The sequence below is a fragment of the Malikia spinosa genome, from assembly GCF_002980625.1.
GTDB lineage: Bacteria > Pseudomonadota > Gammaproteobacteria > Burkholderiales > Burkholderiaceae_C > Malikia > Malikia spinosa.
On the sequence record NZ_PVLR01000026.1, the window covers coordinates 1 to 13,818 of the forward strand.

The 13,818-nt window shown below is 63.4% G+C and carries 16 protein-coding genes and 1 CRISPR repeat array; all 16 genes read left to right on the forward strand.

The annotated features are described in order from the left end of the window. On the forward strand, positions 1 to 548 hold a 548-nt coding region (locus tag C6P61_RS10195; RefSeq protein ID WP_146115025.1), incomplete at its 5' end, for an IS630 family transposase. A 63-nt stretch (positions 549 to 611) separates the two neighbouring features. After that, positions 612 to 1,676: direct repeats of the CRISPR family, unit length 36 nt; unit sequence GATTCAATCAAGCCCTGATACCAAAGGGATTAAGAC. A 558-nt stretch (positions 1,677 to 2,234) separates the two neighbouring features. Further along, positions 2,235 to 2,717 carry a lytic transglycosylase domain-containing protein gene (locus C6P61_RS10200; RefSeq protein ID WP_105729831.1) on the forward strand — a complete coding sequence of 161 codons (483 nt, stop codon included), beginning with the start codon at positions 2,235 to 2,237 and terminating at the stop codon, positions 2,715 to 2,717. Between the two features lies 1 nt (position 2,718). Next, a complete protein-coding gene (locus C6P61_RS10205) occupies positions 2,719 to 3,096 on the forward strand; it encodes a hypothetical protein (protein WP_105729832.1) in 378 nt (125 codons plus the stop codon). A 90-nt stretch (positions 3,097 to 3,186) separates the two neighbouring features. Further along, positions 3,187 to 3,519, forward strand: a complete 333-nt coding sequence (locus tag C6P61_RS10210) for a conjugal transfer protein TrbC (protein WP_105729833.1) — start codon at positions 3,187 to 3,189, stop codon at positions 3,517 to 3,519. A gap of 15 nt (positions 3,520 to 3,534) precedes the next feature. Then, the gene (gene traL / locus C6P61_RS10215; protein ID WP_105729834.1) at positions 3,535 to 3,828 is read left to right on the forward strand and encodes a type IV conjugative transfer system protein TraL; all 294 of its coding nucleotides are present in this window, start codon (positions 3,535 to 3,537) and stop codon (positions 3,826 to 3,828) included. 14 nt (positions 3,829 to 3,842) lie between these two features. Continuing rightward, positions 3,843 to 4,430: a type IV conjugative transfer system protein TraE gene (locus C6P61_RS10220; RefSeq protein ID WP_105729835.1), complete on the forward strand. Its 588-nt coding sequence runs from the start codon at positions 3,843 to 3,845 to the stop codon at positions 4,428 to 4,430. Then, positions 4,372 to 5,103: a type-F conjugative transfer system secretin TraK gene (locus tag C6P61_RS10225; protein WP_105729869.1), complete on the forward strand. Its 732-nt coding sequence runs from the start codon at positions 4,372 to 4,374 to the stop codon at positions 5,101 to 5,103. Before C6P61_RS10220 ends, C6P61_RS10225 begins: the two co-directional genes overlap by 59 nt. Then, a complete protein-coding gene (locus tag C6P61_RS10230) occupies positions 5,096 to 6,439 on the forward strand; it encodes a TraB/TrbI/VirB10 family type IV secretion system protein (protein WP_105729836.1) in 1,344 nt (447 codons plus the stop codon). Before C6P61_RS10225 ends, C6P61_RS10230 begins: the two co-directional genes overlap by 8 nt. After that, positions 6,432 to 7,181 (forward strand): DsbC family protein, encoded by a 750-nt coding sequence (locus C6P61_RS10235; RefSeq protein ID WP_105729837.1) that lies wholly within the window; start codon positions 6,432 to 6,434, stop codon positions 7,179 to 7,181. The genes C6P61_RS10230 and C6P61_RS10235 overlap by 8 nt, the downstream gene beginning before the upstream one ends. Then, entirely contained in the window at positions 7,178 to 7,822 is a 645-nt protein-coding gene (gene traV, locus C6P61_RS10240) for a type IV conjugative transfer system lipoprotein TraV (protein ID WP_105729838.1), read from the forward strand. The genes C6P61_RS10235 and traV overlap by 4 nt, the downstream gene beginning before the upstream one ends. 84 nt (positions 7,823 to 7,906) lie before the next feature. Continuing rightward, on the forward strand, positions 7,907 to 10,531 hold the full coding sequence (traC, locus tag C6P61_RS10245) for a type IV secretion system protein TraC (protein WP_105729839.1): 2,625 nt from the start codon (positions 7,907 to 7,909) through the stop codon (positions 10,529 to 10,531). Further along, positions 10,521 to 10,943 (forward strand): hypothetical protein, encoded by a 423-nt coding sequence (locus C6P61_RS10250; RefSeq protein WP_105729840.1) that lies wholly within the window; start codon positions 10,521 to 10,523, stop codon positions 10,941 to 10,943. Before traC ends, C6P61_RS10250 begins: the two co-directional genes overlap by 11 nt. Continuing rightward, positions 10,943 to 11,419 (forward strand): S26 family signal peptidase, encoded by a 477-nt coding sequence (locus C6P61_RS10255; protein WP_105729841.1) that lies wholly within the window; start codon positions 10,943 to 10,945, stop codon positions 11,417 to 11,419. Before C6P61_RS10250 ends, C6P61_RS10255 begins: the two co-directional genes overlap by 1 nt. Further along, positions 11,406 to 12,044 carry a type-F conjugative transfer system protein TraW gene (traW, locus tag C6P61_RS10260; RefSeq protein WP_105729842.1) on the forward strand — a complete coding sequence of 213 codons (639 nt, stop codon included), beginning with the start codon at positions 11,406 to 11,408 and terminating at the stop codon, positions 12,042 to 12,044. Before C6P61_RS10255 ends, traW begins: the two co-directional genes overlap by 14 nt. Continuing rightward, entirely contained in the window at positions 12,041 to 13,042 is a 1,002-nt protein-coding gene (traU, locus tag C6P61_RS10265) for a conjugal transfer pilus assembly protein TraU (RefSeq protein WP_105729843.1), read from the forward strand. Before traW ends, traU begins: the two co-directional genes overlap by 4 nt. Then, on the forward strand, positions 13,042 to 13,818 hold the full coding sequence (gene trbC, locus C6P61_RS10270) for a type-F conjugative transfer system pilin assembly protein TrbC (protein WP_105729844.1): 777 nt from the start codon (positions 13,042 to 13,044) through the stop codon (positions 13,816 to 13,818). The genes traU and trbC overlap by 1 nt, the downstream gene beginning before the upstream one ends.

Genomic DNA, 13,818 nt, shown 5'->3' on the forward strand with positions numbered 1-13,818 from the left:
AGGCCAAGCAGGAAGACGGCATCATCTACTGGGCCGACGAGACGGCGGTGGTGCAAGATGGTCACTGGGTCCGAGGCTATGCCCCGGCGGGCCACGCGCCGGTGCTGGCGGCGACCAGCCAGCGCTTTGGCCTGACCATGGTCTCGGCCATCAGCAGCAAGGGCCTGGTGAGGTTCGAGTTTCTCGAAGGTGCAGCCACAGCTCAGACGACTCTGAGCTTCATGCAACGACTCGTGCAAGACAGCCAAGGCCACAAGGTCTTCCTCATCCTCGACAACCTCAGGGCTCACCATGCCAAGGACGTAGCCGCTTGGGTGCAGGCACATGAGCACGAGATCGAGGTGTTCTACCTGCCGCCCTACGCACCGCAGAGCAACCCGGACGAGTACCTCAACCGGGACTTCAAGACCCAGTTGCGCAGCGCCAATCGCTGCAGAACACCAGGCGGATTGCTGGAGAAGGCTACCGCCTTCATGCAGTTCCTGGTTAGCAGCCCGGAGCGGGTGAAGTCCTATTTCCAGCATGATTCAGTGGTTTATGCCGTATGATCTGGTTAATGATTGCCGTCTAAATAAGACGACATGACGTTTCCCAGTAAGTTAGTTAGTAAGGATTCAATCAAGCCCTGATACCAAAGGGATTAAGACCTTTTGCTCGGATGATTTTTCTGCCTTGTCTGATTCAATCAAGCCCTGATACCAAAGGGATTAAGACCATCACGGCTTTTTGTGCTTTACCCTTAGTTGCGATTCAATCAAGCCCTGATACCAAAGGGATTAAGACTCGTCCAGTTTCTCAAGGAAATGCACGCTTGCAGGATTCAATCAAGCCCTGATACCAAAGGGATTAAGACCAGTCGGCCGCGTCAGCCATACGTTCACATGCGATTCAATCAAGCCCTGATACCAAAGGGATTAAGACACGACTTTCGCAAGCCAATGTTTGAGGGTTGATTCAATCAAGCCCTGATACCAAAGGGATTAAGACAGCATCAGCCAGGGCCGGAGCATCAGCCAGGGATTCAATCAAGCCCTGATACCAAAGGGATTAAGACTGCTTCATTGCCTCATACTTACCGCGTTTTTTGGATTCAATCAAGCCCTGATACCAAAGGGATTAAGACTTTTCCTTTTTTGATGGGTCAGAGAAACAGAGAAAGGATTCAATCAAGCCCTGATACCAAAGGGATTAAGACACGTCGTTCTCGGGCAATTTGAGAATTGCGCTGATTCAATCAAGCCCTGATACCAAAGGGATTAAGACATCACCGGGCCGCTTCGTTGTTGCTTGCATCTAGATTCAATCAAGCCCTGATACCAAATGGATTAAGACGTTTCTAATTGCACCTGTACGATAGCCGTTTTGGATTCAATCAAGCCCTGATACCAAAGGGATTAAGACACGTTTCAATTGCTAGGTCATGATTGGATTCAACGATTCAATCAAGCTCCGATACCAAAGGGATTAAGACGTTTCAGCTTTCTGGGGTTGTTCTAGTTCTTCGATTCAATCAAGCCCTGACGCAAAATGGATTAAGACTGCCGCAGCACTTCGGCTTGTTCCATCGTCGTGATTCAATCAAGCCCTGACGCAAAAAGGATTAAGACTGCCAGCGCTTCGTATGATTTTAATGCGCTCATGATTCAATCAAGCCCTGATACAAAATGGATTAAGACGCAGTTTTTGCCACTACCTTAACTAGCACAATATTAAATCAAGCCCTGACAAAAAATAGATTTGATATCAACAATCATGCAAGATTGGTAGCCGCAGTAATATTCAATCAGGCCCCAATGAAAATGGATCAGGATACTTCAAGTCGGACAATTAATGGGGAGTATTAAAATATGAGATTCAAAGCAGTTTCTAATGCTCCATTTTATCCTGACCCAGGTTTTCTCCTTATTCCACATCACGGCACTCACGATTGATCCTGTTGGCGCCGACAGGCTATCTGTTGCGCGCATTTGATCGCCAGCGCATCGGATGTTGCAGGCGACACGTTTGGAAACCTGATGGCTTCACGCCAGGATCATCTAGGTTCTTGGCGTCTATCGAACTTCGATTCCGCTGTCATGCATGAGCCCTCATGGGATGTTTTCCTTGGGTTGTTTGGGTCCATGCCCATGACAAAAAACTTTCCCCAGCTTCCTTGCTGAACAATTTCATCCCTGATACCGTGCGTTCCCAGTTGAAAGCAGCATGACTGCTTCGGAAGGGCAAGGGGAGGATCTATGTGCTTTGCTGCGCGTGTGCTGGGTGCGGGTTTCCTGCTGCCGGCGGCTGCCTGGGCGACCTGCTGGGACGAGGCAGGTCGTGGCCACGGCATCGATCCCCTGCTGCTGAAGGCGATCGCCTGGAAGGAGTCGCGCGGCTGGACCGGTGCCGTGGGGCCCAGGCTCAGGGATGGCAACCGCGCGCTCGGGCTCATGCAGATCAACACCATCCATTTGCCCAGCCTGGCGCGGTTCGGCATCGGACGCGAGCAGCTGTTCGATGCCTGCACCAGCCAGAAGGTAGGCGCCTGGGTACTGGCGAACTGCATCCAGCGCTTCGGTGCGACCTGGAAGGCGGTCGGCTGCTACTACGCCGGCCCGGCGTCCACCAATCACAGCGCCCAGGCGGCCTATGTGCGCGATGTGCAGCGCTTCTACGAGGGCTACCGCTGGCAGGCCGCAGCCGCACCGGCACGACTGGTCACCTTGCAAGGGCAATGAAATGGCGCTGCCCGACAGCAGAATCATGCTTCAGCTGCCGCTGGCCCTGCTGCTGGCTGGCCCTGCCTGTGCGCAGTCATTGAGCCAATCTGCCGCAGTAAAGCAGACCTTCGACGTGGTGCAGTTCGGCGTGCCGCGCGGGGCTCGGTTCGTGTTCTGCGATGGCGCGGATTGCCCGCAGCGCTCGATCAAGCACCTTCAGTTGCCACCTGCTCCGACACCCAAGCTCGACGAATCTGTGCAGCCGGTCCCTCAGCTGATTCAGCCCGCCGAGGCCCTGTCGCCCGTGAACGTCACGCCACGTCACAAGCCGCCCAGGAAAAAGCGCGGCAAGCCCGGGGTCCGGTACGAATGCAAGCCTGTCACGCGAGGGAAGTGACCGGTCATCGCCTTTGCGCAATCCCCTGGCGCAAGGCCCCTCGCGGGGATGTCTCAGGGGTTCTCCATCCACCTTGCAGGGAGCTTTGAAATGACCGCAGCAATACGCGCAATCGAGGGGGACCGGCAGTCGGGACCGTGGCTCAAGGTCTTGTTGGTCGCAGGCATGTTCCTGGGCATGATGATGCTGGCGTCGGGAGCCTATGCCAGCGATGGCACGGAATTCGATGCCGCCGTGGCCAAGTGGGACGGCTGGGTCAAGGGCAACCTGGGCAAGCTGGCGGCCCTGATCGCGCTGGGGGTGGGATCGGTCGTGGCGGCGGTCAGGAAGGACTGGAGCTGGTTCTTCGGCGCGGTGATCCTGTCGATGGGCATCGGTGTCATCGTGGGCATCGTCAACGCCAGCTTCACGGCAACCATCTGAACCAGGGAGGTGGCCATGTCCAGGAAAACAGATCTGTCTCACTACATCCCGCGCCGGCTCGACGATGGCGCCAAGTTCCTGTTCTGGGACATCGACGTGGCCATGATCGGCTTCGCGGGCGTGATGCTGGGGATCAGCACGGGATTTCCCATCATCGGCATGGGCTTGGGGCTGACGGGCGCTTACTTCTATGGCCGGCTCAAGGCCGGCAAGCATCCGGGCATGGCGACCCATCTGCTGTACTGGTTCACCGGATTTCCCGAGCCCAGGGAGCTGCCGGGCAGCCACATCCGCGAGCTCAACGGCTGAGGGGCGCACACGCCATGGCACCCGAACAGGCCACCAACGAGCGGGAGCGACTGCAGTCGCAGATCCGCTTCCACCGCGCCGCCAACGCCGGTCTGCTGACAGTCCTGCTCCTCCTGGTGCTGCTGCTGGGATTCGTGGTGGTGCGCGACACCACGAAGATCGTTCCGACCGAGATCAGGCGGCCCTACGAGATCGGGGCCAACTACGCCAACAAGGACTACCTGCTCGACATGGCCGGCTATGTGCTGGGCACCGTCCTGACCGTCACGCCCGAATCGGTGGACTACAACAACCGGGTGATCCTCAAGATGACCGACCCGGACGGCTATGCCGGCCTGAAAACCGCGCTCGATGCGGCAGCGCTGCGACTCAAGCAGGAGCGGGTCACCACCATCTGGGTGCCGCGCAAGGAAGAGGTCAGCGAGCGCGACAAGCGCGTCAAGGTCAGCGGCAAGCTCAAGACCTACATCGCGGACAAGCTCACCTCGGAGCGCGACAAGGACTATCTGGTCGAATTCTCCGTCACCACCTCGGGGCGTCTCTATGTTTCCAAGATTGAAGAATTCCTGGGGCGCGCTCCTGCTCAGCCTGCTGGCAGCTGAAGCCGGCGCGACGCAGCTGATCGAGCATGCCGATCGGGGTCATGTCAGCGTCAATATTTCGGCCAGCGAAACCAACCGGCTCGCGATCGAGGGCCGGCGCATCGCGAATGTCGTGCCCAGCGTCAAGGGCGTGCTGGCGGGCCAGAAGGACGAGGGACTGGGGGCCTACTACTTCACGCTCGCCAATGCCGCGCCGAACCAGGGCAGCGTCACGCTCTTCGTCTCGGACGACAAGGGCGTGACCTACAAGCTGATCCTGCTGCCGCGTCCGATGGCCGGCGAGGAAATCATCATCCGTCCGCCCGGAGACAAGACTGCCAGCGCGGGCCGCGCCACGGCTGACGGTCGCGCCGCTTCCTACCAGCGCCGCATCAAGGACCTGATGCTCGCGATGGCCGACGAGGAGAGCAGGGCCGGCGTGGAGCCGGTCGCGGTCAACCGGGAAGTGCCGCTCTGGAAGGAAGGCCGTCTGGTGCTGCTGGCCCAGTACCTGGAAGGCGACATGGTGGGAGAAAGGTACCGTCTGAATAACGTCTCGCCGTCCTCGATGCTGCTGGTCGAGCAGGAGCTGTACCGCCGTGGCGTGCGTGCCGTCGCGGTCGAGCACCACACGCTGATGCAGGGCGACAGCACCCAGATCTACGTCGTGCGGGAGCGCAAGGACCATGAGTGACCCGAATGAGCAAACCAGGAAGCGCCAGATGCTGCTGGTCGGCGGGGCCATCTCCGGCATCCTGCTGCTCGCCGGCGCCGGCATGTTCCTGTTCGACAGCGGTCCGGTCCAGCGCCGGGAAAAGCCCACCACCGTCAATGTCACTCCGCCGGGCACGGTCGAAGACAAGGATGCGTGGCGTGCCCAGCAGGCCGCCAAGGAAAAGTCCAACGAGGCCCTGATCGGCGAAATCCGCAATCAGCTCAAGGAGCAGGCCGAGCAGAACAGGAAGCTCACACTGGCGATCGAGGAGCTCAGGGCCGGCAAGGAGGCGGCTGGCAGCCCAGTCGGCACGGCAACCGGCAGGCCTCAGGCTTCGGTGCTCGACAAGCCGCTGCCCGTGCCTGCCGGTCCGGGTCCGGGCCAGCGCGTGCTGCAGCCACCCACGGCCAAGGGCGACCCGGCCGTGCTGAACCAGCCGATCGGACAGGCCGAGGTCAAGCCGCGCCGCGAAGTCGAGATCATCAGCTTCGGCAACGGCGAGCCGTCCCGAGGCGCAGGCTCGGTGGGTGGCGGCAGCGAGGGCGTGACCGAAGTCATCGGGTTCCCGACCGACGAGAAGGCCAGGAAGTACGGCACCACGAGTGGCAGGCCGGACAGCGCCAGGCGCCAGATCGACTTCCTGCCGGCCGGCTCCTTCGTGCGCGTCGCCATGCTCAACGGCGTCGATGCCCCCACCGGCGGACAGGCACAGTCCAACCCGCTGCCGGTCGCCTTCCATGTGCTCGATGTCGCCAACCTGGCCAACCAGCACAAGCTCGACATCAGGGACTGCCGCGTGATCGCAGCCACCTGGGGCGACCTGTCGTCGGAGCGCATGATGGGACGCACCGAGACGCTGGCCTGCGTGATCGAGGGCGAGGCGGTCGAGATGCCGATCAAGGGCCAGGTGATCGGGGAGGACGGCAAGGCGGGCGTGCGCGGGCGACTCGTCACCAAGCAGGGCCAGCTGCTCGCCAACACCCTGTTCGCCGGCGCGCTCAGCGGCATCGGCAAGGCCTTCCAGTCCTCGGCCACCATCACCAGCATGGGCGGTGGCGGCATCACCCAGACCATCGATCCGGACAAGATCGGCCAGGCCGCCATCGGCGGCGGTGTCGGCAGCGCGGGCCAGCAGCTCGCGCAGTACTACCTCAAGGCCGCCGACAAGCTCTATCCCGTCATCGAGACCGATGGCGGGCGCACCGTCGAGCTGCTGATCACCAAGGGCGCCATCTATTCCGGCAGGGCGCTCGCCAGGGACGACTATCGCGCCCTGATGCGGCGCTCGGGCTCCAGGAGGTACGAAGATGATTGAACGGGCACTGTCCCTGGTGCTGGTTGCAGCACTTGCCGTTCCGGCTCTGGCCCGGGCGGAGGAGCCAGCCGCGCTGGTCGAGAAGTTCCGTCAGCTGTATCCGAAGACCACCTTCCGCGAAGTCCGTCCGTCGCAGCTCCCCGGGCTGTACGAGGTGGTGATGGGCGAGAACATCGCCTACACCGACGAGTCGGGGCGCTACTTCATCTTCGGCCACCTGTTCGACATGCGGCGGCAGCTCGACCTGACCGCCCAGCGCAAGCTCGACGGCCGCAGGTCCGACTTCCCGGCGCCGTACCTGGCGCAGGCGATCCGCACGGTCAGAGGGAACGGCAGCCGTAGCCTGGCGGTATTCAGCGATCCGGACTGTCCCTACTGCAGGCAGCTCGAAGCCGAGCTGGCCCGGCTCGACAACGTGACCATCCACACCTTCCTCTATCCGCTCGAGGCGCTGCATCCCGAGGCCAGGACCCGGGCCGTCAGCGTCTGGTGCGCACCGGACCGCGCGCGGGCCTGGAGTGACTTGATGCTGACGGGCCGCAAGCCCCGGCTGGTGGCCTGCGACAACCCGATCGATGACAACCTGGTGCTGGGCTCGCGGCTCGGCGTGGTCGGGACGCCGACGCTGATTGCCGTCGATGGCCGGGTCCTGCCGGGTTCGGCATCGGCGGAAAAGATCGATCAGTGGCTGGGTGGCGTCAATTCCGGGACACAGGATGCAGGCAAGGGGGCCGACCAATGAAGACACTGACCCCGATCGTTGTCTCGCTCGTCTTGGGGGCGCTGTCGGCCTGCAGCAGCATGTCGGGCTACGACGCGAAATCCAGTTTCGCCTGCAGGGCGCCCGACGGCATCCTGTGCGAATCCATGAGCGGCATCTACGCCAACGCCAGGGCCAACAACCTGCCCGGCCAGCGCGGCAGCGGGCGCGCCGCGGAACCAGCCGAACCTCAGACCGCTAAAACCGGTGCCGCCGTGATGAGCCGGCCGATCGACTCTGGCACGCCGATCCGCAGCGCGCCGCGTGTGCTGCGCGTCTGGTTCGCGCCCTGGGAGGACAGCGACGGCGACCTGCACGACCAGAGCTATGTCTACCTGCCGGTCGATTCCGGGCGCTGGTTGATCGAGCACAACCGCCGGCGCATCCAGGACAGCTACCGGCCCGTGCGTCCGCCCGCCCATGTGTCGATACCGGCCGGACCGGGCAATCCAGGAGCGGCCGGGCAGCCAGGTCAGGGCCTGCGTCCGATGGCTGGCCCTGCGGCTGACAGCAGCGGGCAGGAATCGATCGGCGTGCGCCAGGACCGCATGGGCAAGGAGCAAGCCGCCGAACTGCTCAGCGGCGTGCTGCGGCCAGGCCAGGTAATACCGGACGGTGAGTAGCAGCTACTGAACGGCAGCGATGAAGAGACTGGCCGCGCGATGCTGTGATCCCGCGAGCCAGTCAGCCAACAGGGAGGAGACTGAATGCAAGACAGCATGATGGAGCGGTTCAAGGGTTCCGCCGCCCGGTTCTGGGACCAGACCGTGCTGGGCAACAGCTCGGATGTCGGCAGCCAGCCGGCCCCGGTGGCGGCCGCCAGCGAGGCGGCCAGCGTCTGCGGCCTGCACAGCATCCTGCGGTATGACCAGTACGATCCACAGCGGGGGCTGTTCTACAACGACAACTCGGTCGGGTTCTGCTTCGAGGTCATCGCCCAGACCGGTGCCGACGAGGACATGGCCAGCCGCCTCAACACGCTCTTCACCCCAGTGCCGCAGCACTGTGGCATCCAGTGGTGCCTGTTCGGCAGTCCGAACCTCGACCAGCAGATGCAGGCCTACATGGACCAGCGGCACATCGCCGTCGACCAGGGCAGGACGCCTGCCTTCTTCGAGCAGCTGGCAAGACGCCGGATCGAGTACATCTACCAGTCCAGGGGCAAGCCGGTCTGGCCCAACGACAACTATGTGGTCAAGAACATCCGCCTGCTGTTTTCCATCACCAGGACCGGATCCTTCCATGACGGCAAGCTGCTGGAGGAGATGGCCGCGCTGCGCGAGACCCTGGCGGCCTCGCTGCGCACGGCCAGCCTGCCGTCGTTCGGACTCGATGCGGAAGGCTTGATCAACTTTCTCTGGCCGATCCTGAACCCGGAAAGCATGTTCAGCCAGGAGGCCTTCCCCGAGCTGCGCTACGACGACGGCAAGTCGATCAAGCACCAGCTCACAGCCTTCGGCCAGCATGTGCGCGTCAAGGCCGACGAGCTGCTGTTCGGCCTGCCGCCCGAGCAGGAGGGCGACGAGGACAAGCGCATCGCGGTGCGCGGCTTCGGCGTGCTGCAGTACCCGCAGAAGAAGGAACTGTGGGAGATGGCCAACATCATCGGCTCCTTCTTCGACGACGGACTGCAGTATCCCTGCCCCTTCCTGGTGTGCGGAGGCGTCTTCACGCTCGACGCCAACCTGGCCGATGGCAAGGCGCAGCTCAAGGCGGCGCGCAGCAAGCAGAACGCCAAGTCCAGGATGGCCGAGTTCCAGCCCGAGCTGCAGGCACAGGCAAATGACTGGGACATCGTGCTGCAGCAGCTCGACAACGGCGGCAGCCTGTGCGAGCTCTACCACACGCTGCTGCTGTTCGCGCCCCGGCGCGTCATCAACCGGGCCAGCCAGGTGGCGCTCAACATCTGGCGCAGCGAGCGCTTCACGATCTGCCCGCTGCAACTGCTGCAGTTGAGCTCGCTCTATGCCAGCCTGCCGATGACGCTGACCGAGGGGGTGCGCGACGATCTGAAGAAGCTGCGCCTGATCACGACCAAGACCACCGTCAATGCGGTGGACATGGCGCCAGTGATCGGCGAATGGAAGGGGATGGGCGACCCGGTGATGATGTTCTTCGGCCGCCGGGGCACGCCGACCTTCCTGGACTTCTACAGCAACCAGCAGGGCAACTACAACGTGTTCGTGGCCGGCGTATCCGGCTCGGGCAAGTCAGTGGCCATGAACGAGGTGGTCTCGGCCTACCGCGGCATCGGCGCCCGCGTCTGGGTGATCGACGTGGGCCGCAGCTACCAGAACCTGATCCGGCTACAGAAGGGCACCTTCCTGGAGTTCACGCCGAGCACGCGGCTGTGCATCAATCCCTTCAGCTGGGTCGGCACCGACGACGAGCTCGACTTCAAGGCCGAGATGCGCATGCTCAAGCCCATGATCGGTCGCATGGCGTCGCCCAACGCCCCGCTGACCGAGTTCCAGTATGCACTGATTGGAGAGGCGATCACGGCGGTCTGGAACGACTACGGGCAGGAAACCAACCCGACCCGGATCCGGGACTACCTGCTCGACAAGATCAAGAACGAGTCGGGTGGCACCGAGCGCGTGGCGTACGAGCTGGCCAAGCAGCTGCTGCCATTCACCCGGGAGGGGGTCTATGGCGACTTCTTCAACGGCCGCGCCAACATCTCGCTCGACGACGACATGGTGGGGCTGGAGCTCGAGGAGCTCAAGAACGCGCCCGAGCTGCGCCGCGTGGTGTTGTTCGTGCTGACCTCGCGCATCGCGCACGACATGTACCTGACGCGCGACCGCAAGAAGCTGTGCCTGGTCGACGAAGCCTGGCAGCTGCTGGGAGCGGACAAGGAGACGGCCGAGTTCATCGAGGAAGGCTATCGGCGCGCGCGCAAGTACAACGGCATCTTCTGTGTCGGCACCCAGGGCATCGAGGACGCCTACAAGAACGACGCGGCACAGGCGGCCTACAACAACGCCGACTGGAAGATCCTGCTGCGCCAGGACCGCAAGAACCTGGAAAAATTGATCGAGGACGGCATGGTGAACTTCTCGCCCGCCGTCAAGCGCATGCTGCTGTCACTGCGCACCGAACGCGGACGCTTCAGCGAAATGCTGGTTTCCTCACCCAACGGGGAATGCGTGGTGCGCCACATCCCCGATCCCTTCTCGCTGCTGATGGCCTCGACCAATGCGCAGGACTTCAACGAGTGCAACGCGCTGCTCGAGCAAGGCTGCTCCACGATGGAGGCGCTCGAGATCATGCTGGCCCGCCGCACGCCGCTCGAACAGATGACTCCACGCCGGAGGCGAGATGACTTCTGAAGCGCCCCCCCAGACCGACCCGGGCGGCACCCAGCCTGCCGCAGTGGTCCGACCTGACCGGCTGCGCCAAGTCGTCCCGGTCCTGCTCTCCACCCTGCTGACGCTCCTGGTGCTCGCGCCGGTCGCCTATGTCGTCAACCGCAAGCTGCCGCCGAGCCTGGCGACGGTCGACCTGCAGGCGCTGGTCGATGAGGAGCAGAAGCGCACGCTCGACGTGATCGGCAAGGGGGGCGAGCTCAGCGACGAGCAGCGTGCCGTGGCACAGCAGCTCACCGTCGATTTCGCGCGCAAGCTCTCCAGCACGGTCGATGCGCTCGGCCAGGAATGCGGCTGCGTCATCATCAACAAGGCCGCGCTGCTGGGTGGCGTGGCGATCGACTACACGGACCAGGTCCGCGCGAGGATACGGTGATGCAGGCCAGCCGGATCTACTGGACCTTCTGCGCAGGCGTGTTCGCTTTCGGTCTGCTCGCACTGGCAGCCTCCCCCTGGCTGAGCCTGAGCGTGAATCTGAGCCGCAGCCTGCCCGGCACGCTCTACCTGATCCACAAGGGCGCTGCGGTGAAGAAGGGCGAGCTGATCGCCTATCACTGGCAGGGCGGAGCCACCTATCCGGCCGGCACCACCTTCATCAAGCGGGTGGCCGGCGTCGCGGGCGATCGGGTACAGCGCCAGGGCAACGAATACCGGGTCGAGGGGGAGTGGATCGGCATCGCCAAGCCGTTCTCGAAGGCGGGCGTGCCGCTGCAGCCCGCGCCTGCGGGGGTGATAGGCGCGGGCGAGTATTTCGTTGCGACCCCGAACCCCGACAGCCTGGACTCGCGCTATGCGCTGACCGGCAATGTCCGGCAGGCTGCCGTCATCGGGAGGGCGTATGAGGTTTTCTAGCGGAAGCGTTGCGCTGCTGCTGGCAGCGCTTGCCATGTCGGCGCAGGCGATCGAGCTCGGCCGCATCGGGCCGACCTACCCGATCGGCGAGGAAAGCGCGCTCGACATGGTGATGAAGAAGCTGCGCCAGAAGGAGCGCAGCGGCGAACTCAAGCGCTTGCAGGAGGAAGGCATCAGGCGCTCGATGGCCAGCATCAGGAACATGCCCCCGGTCGAAGGCATCGCGACGGTGCGCTCGCGTGCCCAGCGCCTGATCGATCCGACCGTGAGCTACGCCAGGTCGGTGACGACCGACGACGGACGGGTCGTCATCCCGGCCGGCACCCGGGTCAATCCGCTCGACACGATCAGCCTGAGCAAGACGCTGGTGTTCTTCGACGGACGCGACCCCGAGCAGCGCGAGGCGGTCGCTCGCCTGGTGGCGAGCAAGGGCCAACTCAGACTCAAGCCCATCCTGGTCGCCGGCTCCTGGCTGGACCTGACCAAGGCCTGGAAGACGCAGGTGTTCTACGACCAGCAGGGCGTGCTGTCGCGGCGCTTCGGTATCACCGCCGTGCCGGCGGTGATCCGCCAGCAGGGCCGGATGCTGGTGCTCGACGAAATCCCCGCGAAGGAGCTGCGATGAGACGCTGGCTGCTGATGGCGTTCCTCGTGCTCACGGCAACTTTCGCGCGCGAGAGCCTGGCCGGTGTCTGCCAGGGCAAGTTCGCCAACCCGATCACCGACATCTGCTGGAGCTGCCTGTTTCCGCTCACGCTGGGCGGCACCCCGGTGATGTCGATGGGACAGGAGGACACCGCCAACCCGGACGGCTTCCTGTGCAGCTGCAACAACCCGCCGCGCATCGGCATCAAGACCGGATTCTGGGAGCCGGCGCGCCGCGTGGACGTGACGCGCACGCCGTACTGCTTCGTCTCGCTCGGCGGCATCCAGCTCGATCCCGGCATCCGCGCGCCCGAGGGCGAGGTCCGCCTGCAGCAGGACAACACCCGCCAGTCCAGCTACCAGGTCCACTGGTACACCGATCCGGTCCTCTACTGGCTGGAGGTCATCCTGGACAACCCCTGTCTGGAGACCGGCTCCTTCGATGTCGCCTACCTCAGCGAGGTCGACCCGACCTGGAACGATGACGAGCTGACCATGCTGCTCAATCCGGAGACCTTCCTGTTCGGCAATCCGGTCGCGCAGGCGGCCTGCGCCGGCGACTGCGTGCTGTCATCGGCCGGATTCGGCAGCAACGCGCTGTTCTGGTGCGCCGGCTGCCAGGGTTCGATCTACCCGTTCAACGGCCGGGTCCAGGCCCATGTCTCGCATGTACAAGCCAGCTCGCTGCTGGTCCAGCGCATGACGGCCAAGCTGCACCGCGAGGGGCTGATGTGGGGCACCTCCGGCAGCGACGGCCTGTGCGGCATCTATCCCGAGCCGGTGATGGACAAGACCCGCTACAAGTACCAGATGCTCTACCCGGTGCCGCAGACCGAGAAGATCAATGGCCGCTGCTGCCAGCCCTTTGGCCGCACGACCGCGATCTGGGGCGCCGGCAAGAGCTATCCCTATGCCGGTGAGGACTTCGCCTACATGGTGTTCCGCAAGAAGAACTGCTGCCTGGGGGTGGGGCCGTGATGAACCGCAAGATCCGCATCACGCTGGCCCTGCTGCTGGCGACTTTCGCCCGCGAAGGTTTTTCTCAGGGCTTGCCGCCCACGGCCGGTCTCGAAGCCGAGCGTGAGCGCATCGCGCGTGAACGCAAGCCAATGTTCGATGCCGGCAACCCGGCCACGCAGGCCGGCAAGGGCTTGCTGCCCAGGTCGGCCGACATCGAGCGGGAAAAGCAAAGGGTCGAGCAAGACCGCAAGGCCATGTTCGACGCCAACAACCCGACGACCCGCAACTCGGGCAACTCCTTCCCCAAGGTCCCGACGCCGGATCGCTCGGGCATCGACATCGAGGCGCTGGCCAGGCAGTACGAACAGAAGTCGGCGGCGCGCAGGACCGATGAGCTGATGGTATTCGCCAGCTTCACGATGCCAGAGGCATCGCTCAGGCGTCTGGTCAGCCAGGCGCGTCAGGTCGGTGCGGCCGTGGTGCTGCGCGGCTTCAAGAACAACTCGCTCAAGGAGACGGCGCAGGCGATCCAGGCGCTGGGCGAGCCTGGCGGCAACGTGCTGGTCAATCCCAACGCCTTCACCAAGTACCAGGTCAAGGCCGTTCCCACCCTGGTGCTGGCCCGCGCAGCAACGACCGATCAGATGGATGCGCAAGGCTGTGCCCTGCCCGACCACTATGTCGCGGTCTCCGGCGACGTGACGCTCGACTACGCGCTCGACGAGATCGCGCGCCGCGCGCCGGAGTTCGCACCGGTCGCGACACGCTACCTGCGCCAGATCAGGGGCCAGTGA

Bases quoted from the DNA above. Each gene is read 5' to 3' on its own strand.
- C6P61_RS10200 (WP_105729831.1), top strand. From the start codon at position 2,235: ATGTGCTTTGCTGCGCGTGTGCTGGGTGCGGGTTTCCTGCTGCCGGCG.
- C6P61_RS10205 (WP_105729832.1), top strand. From the start codon at position 2,719: ATGGCGCTGCCCGACAGCAGAATCATGCTTCAGCTGCCGCTGGCCCTG.
- C6P61_RS10210 (WP_105729833.1), top strand. From the start codon at position 3,187: ATGACCGCAGCAATACGCGCAATCGAGGGGGACCGGCAGTCGGGACCG.
- traL (WP_105729834.1), top strand. From the start codon at position 3,535: ATGTCCAGGAAAACAGATCTGTCTCACTACATCCCGCGCCGGCTCGAC.
- C6P61_RS10220 (WP_105729835.1), top strand. From the start codon at position 3,843: ATGGCACCCGAACAGGCCACCAACGAGCGGGAGCGACTGCAGTCGCAG.
- C6P61_RS10225 (WP_105729869.1), top strand. From the start codon at position 4,372: ATGTTTCCAAGATTGAAGAATTCCTGGGGCGCGCTCCTGCTCAGCCTG.
- C6P61_RS10230 (WP_105729836.1), top strand. From the start codon at position 5,096: ATGAGTGACCCGAATGAGCAAACCAGGAAGCGCCAGATGCTGCTGGTC.
- C6P61_RS10235 (WP_105729837.1), top strand. From the start codon at position 6,432: ATGATTGAACGGGCACTGTCCCTGGTGCTGGTTGCAGCACTTGCCGTT.
- traV (WP_105729838.1), top strand. From the start codon at position 7,178: ATGAAGACACTGACCCCGATCGTTGTCTCGCTCGTCTTGGGGGCGCTG.
- traC (WP_105729839.1), top strand. From the start codon at position 7,907: ATGCAAGACAGCATGATGGAGCGGTTCAAGGGTTCCGCCGCCCGGTTC.
- C6P61_RS10250 (WP_105729840.1), top strand. From the start codon at position 10,521: ATGACTTCTGAAGCGCCCCCCCAGACCGACCCGGGCGGCACCCAGCCT.
- C6P61_RS10255 (WP_105729841.1), top strand. From the start codon at position 10,943: ATGCAGGCCAGCCGGATCTACTGGACCTTCTGCGCAGGCGTGTTCGCT.
- traW (WP_105729842.1), top strand. From the start codon at position 11,406: ATGAGGTTTTCTAGCGGAAGCGTTGCGCTGCTGCTGGCAGCGCTTGCC.
- traU (WP_105729843.1), top strand. From the start codon at position 12,041: ATGAGACGCTGGCTGCTGATGGCGTTCCTCGTGCTCACGGCAACTTTC.
- trbC (WP_105729844.1), top strand. From the start codon at position 13,042: ATGAACCGCAAGATCCGCATCACGCTGGCCCTGCTGCTGGCGACTTTC.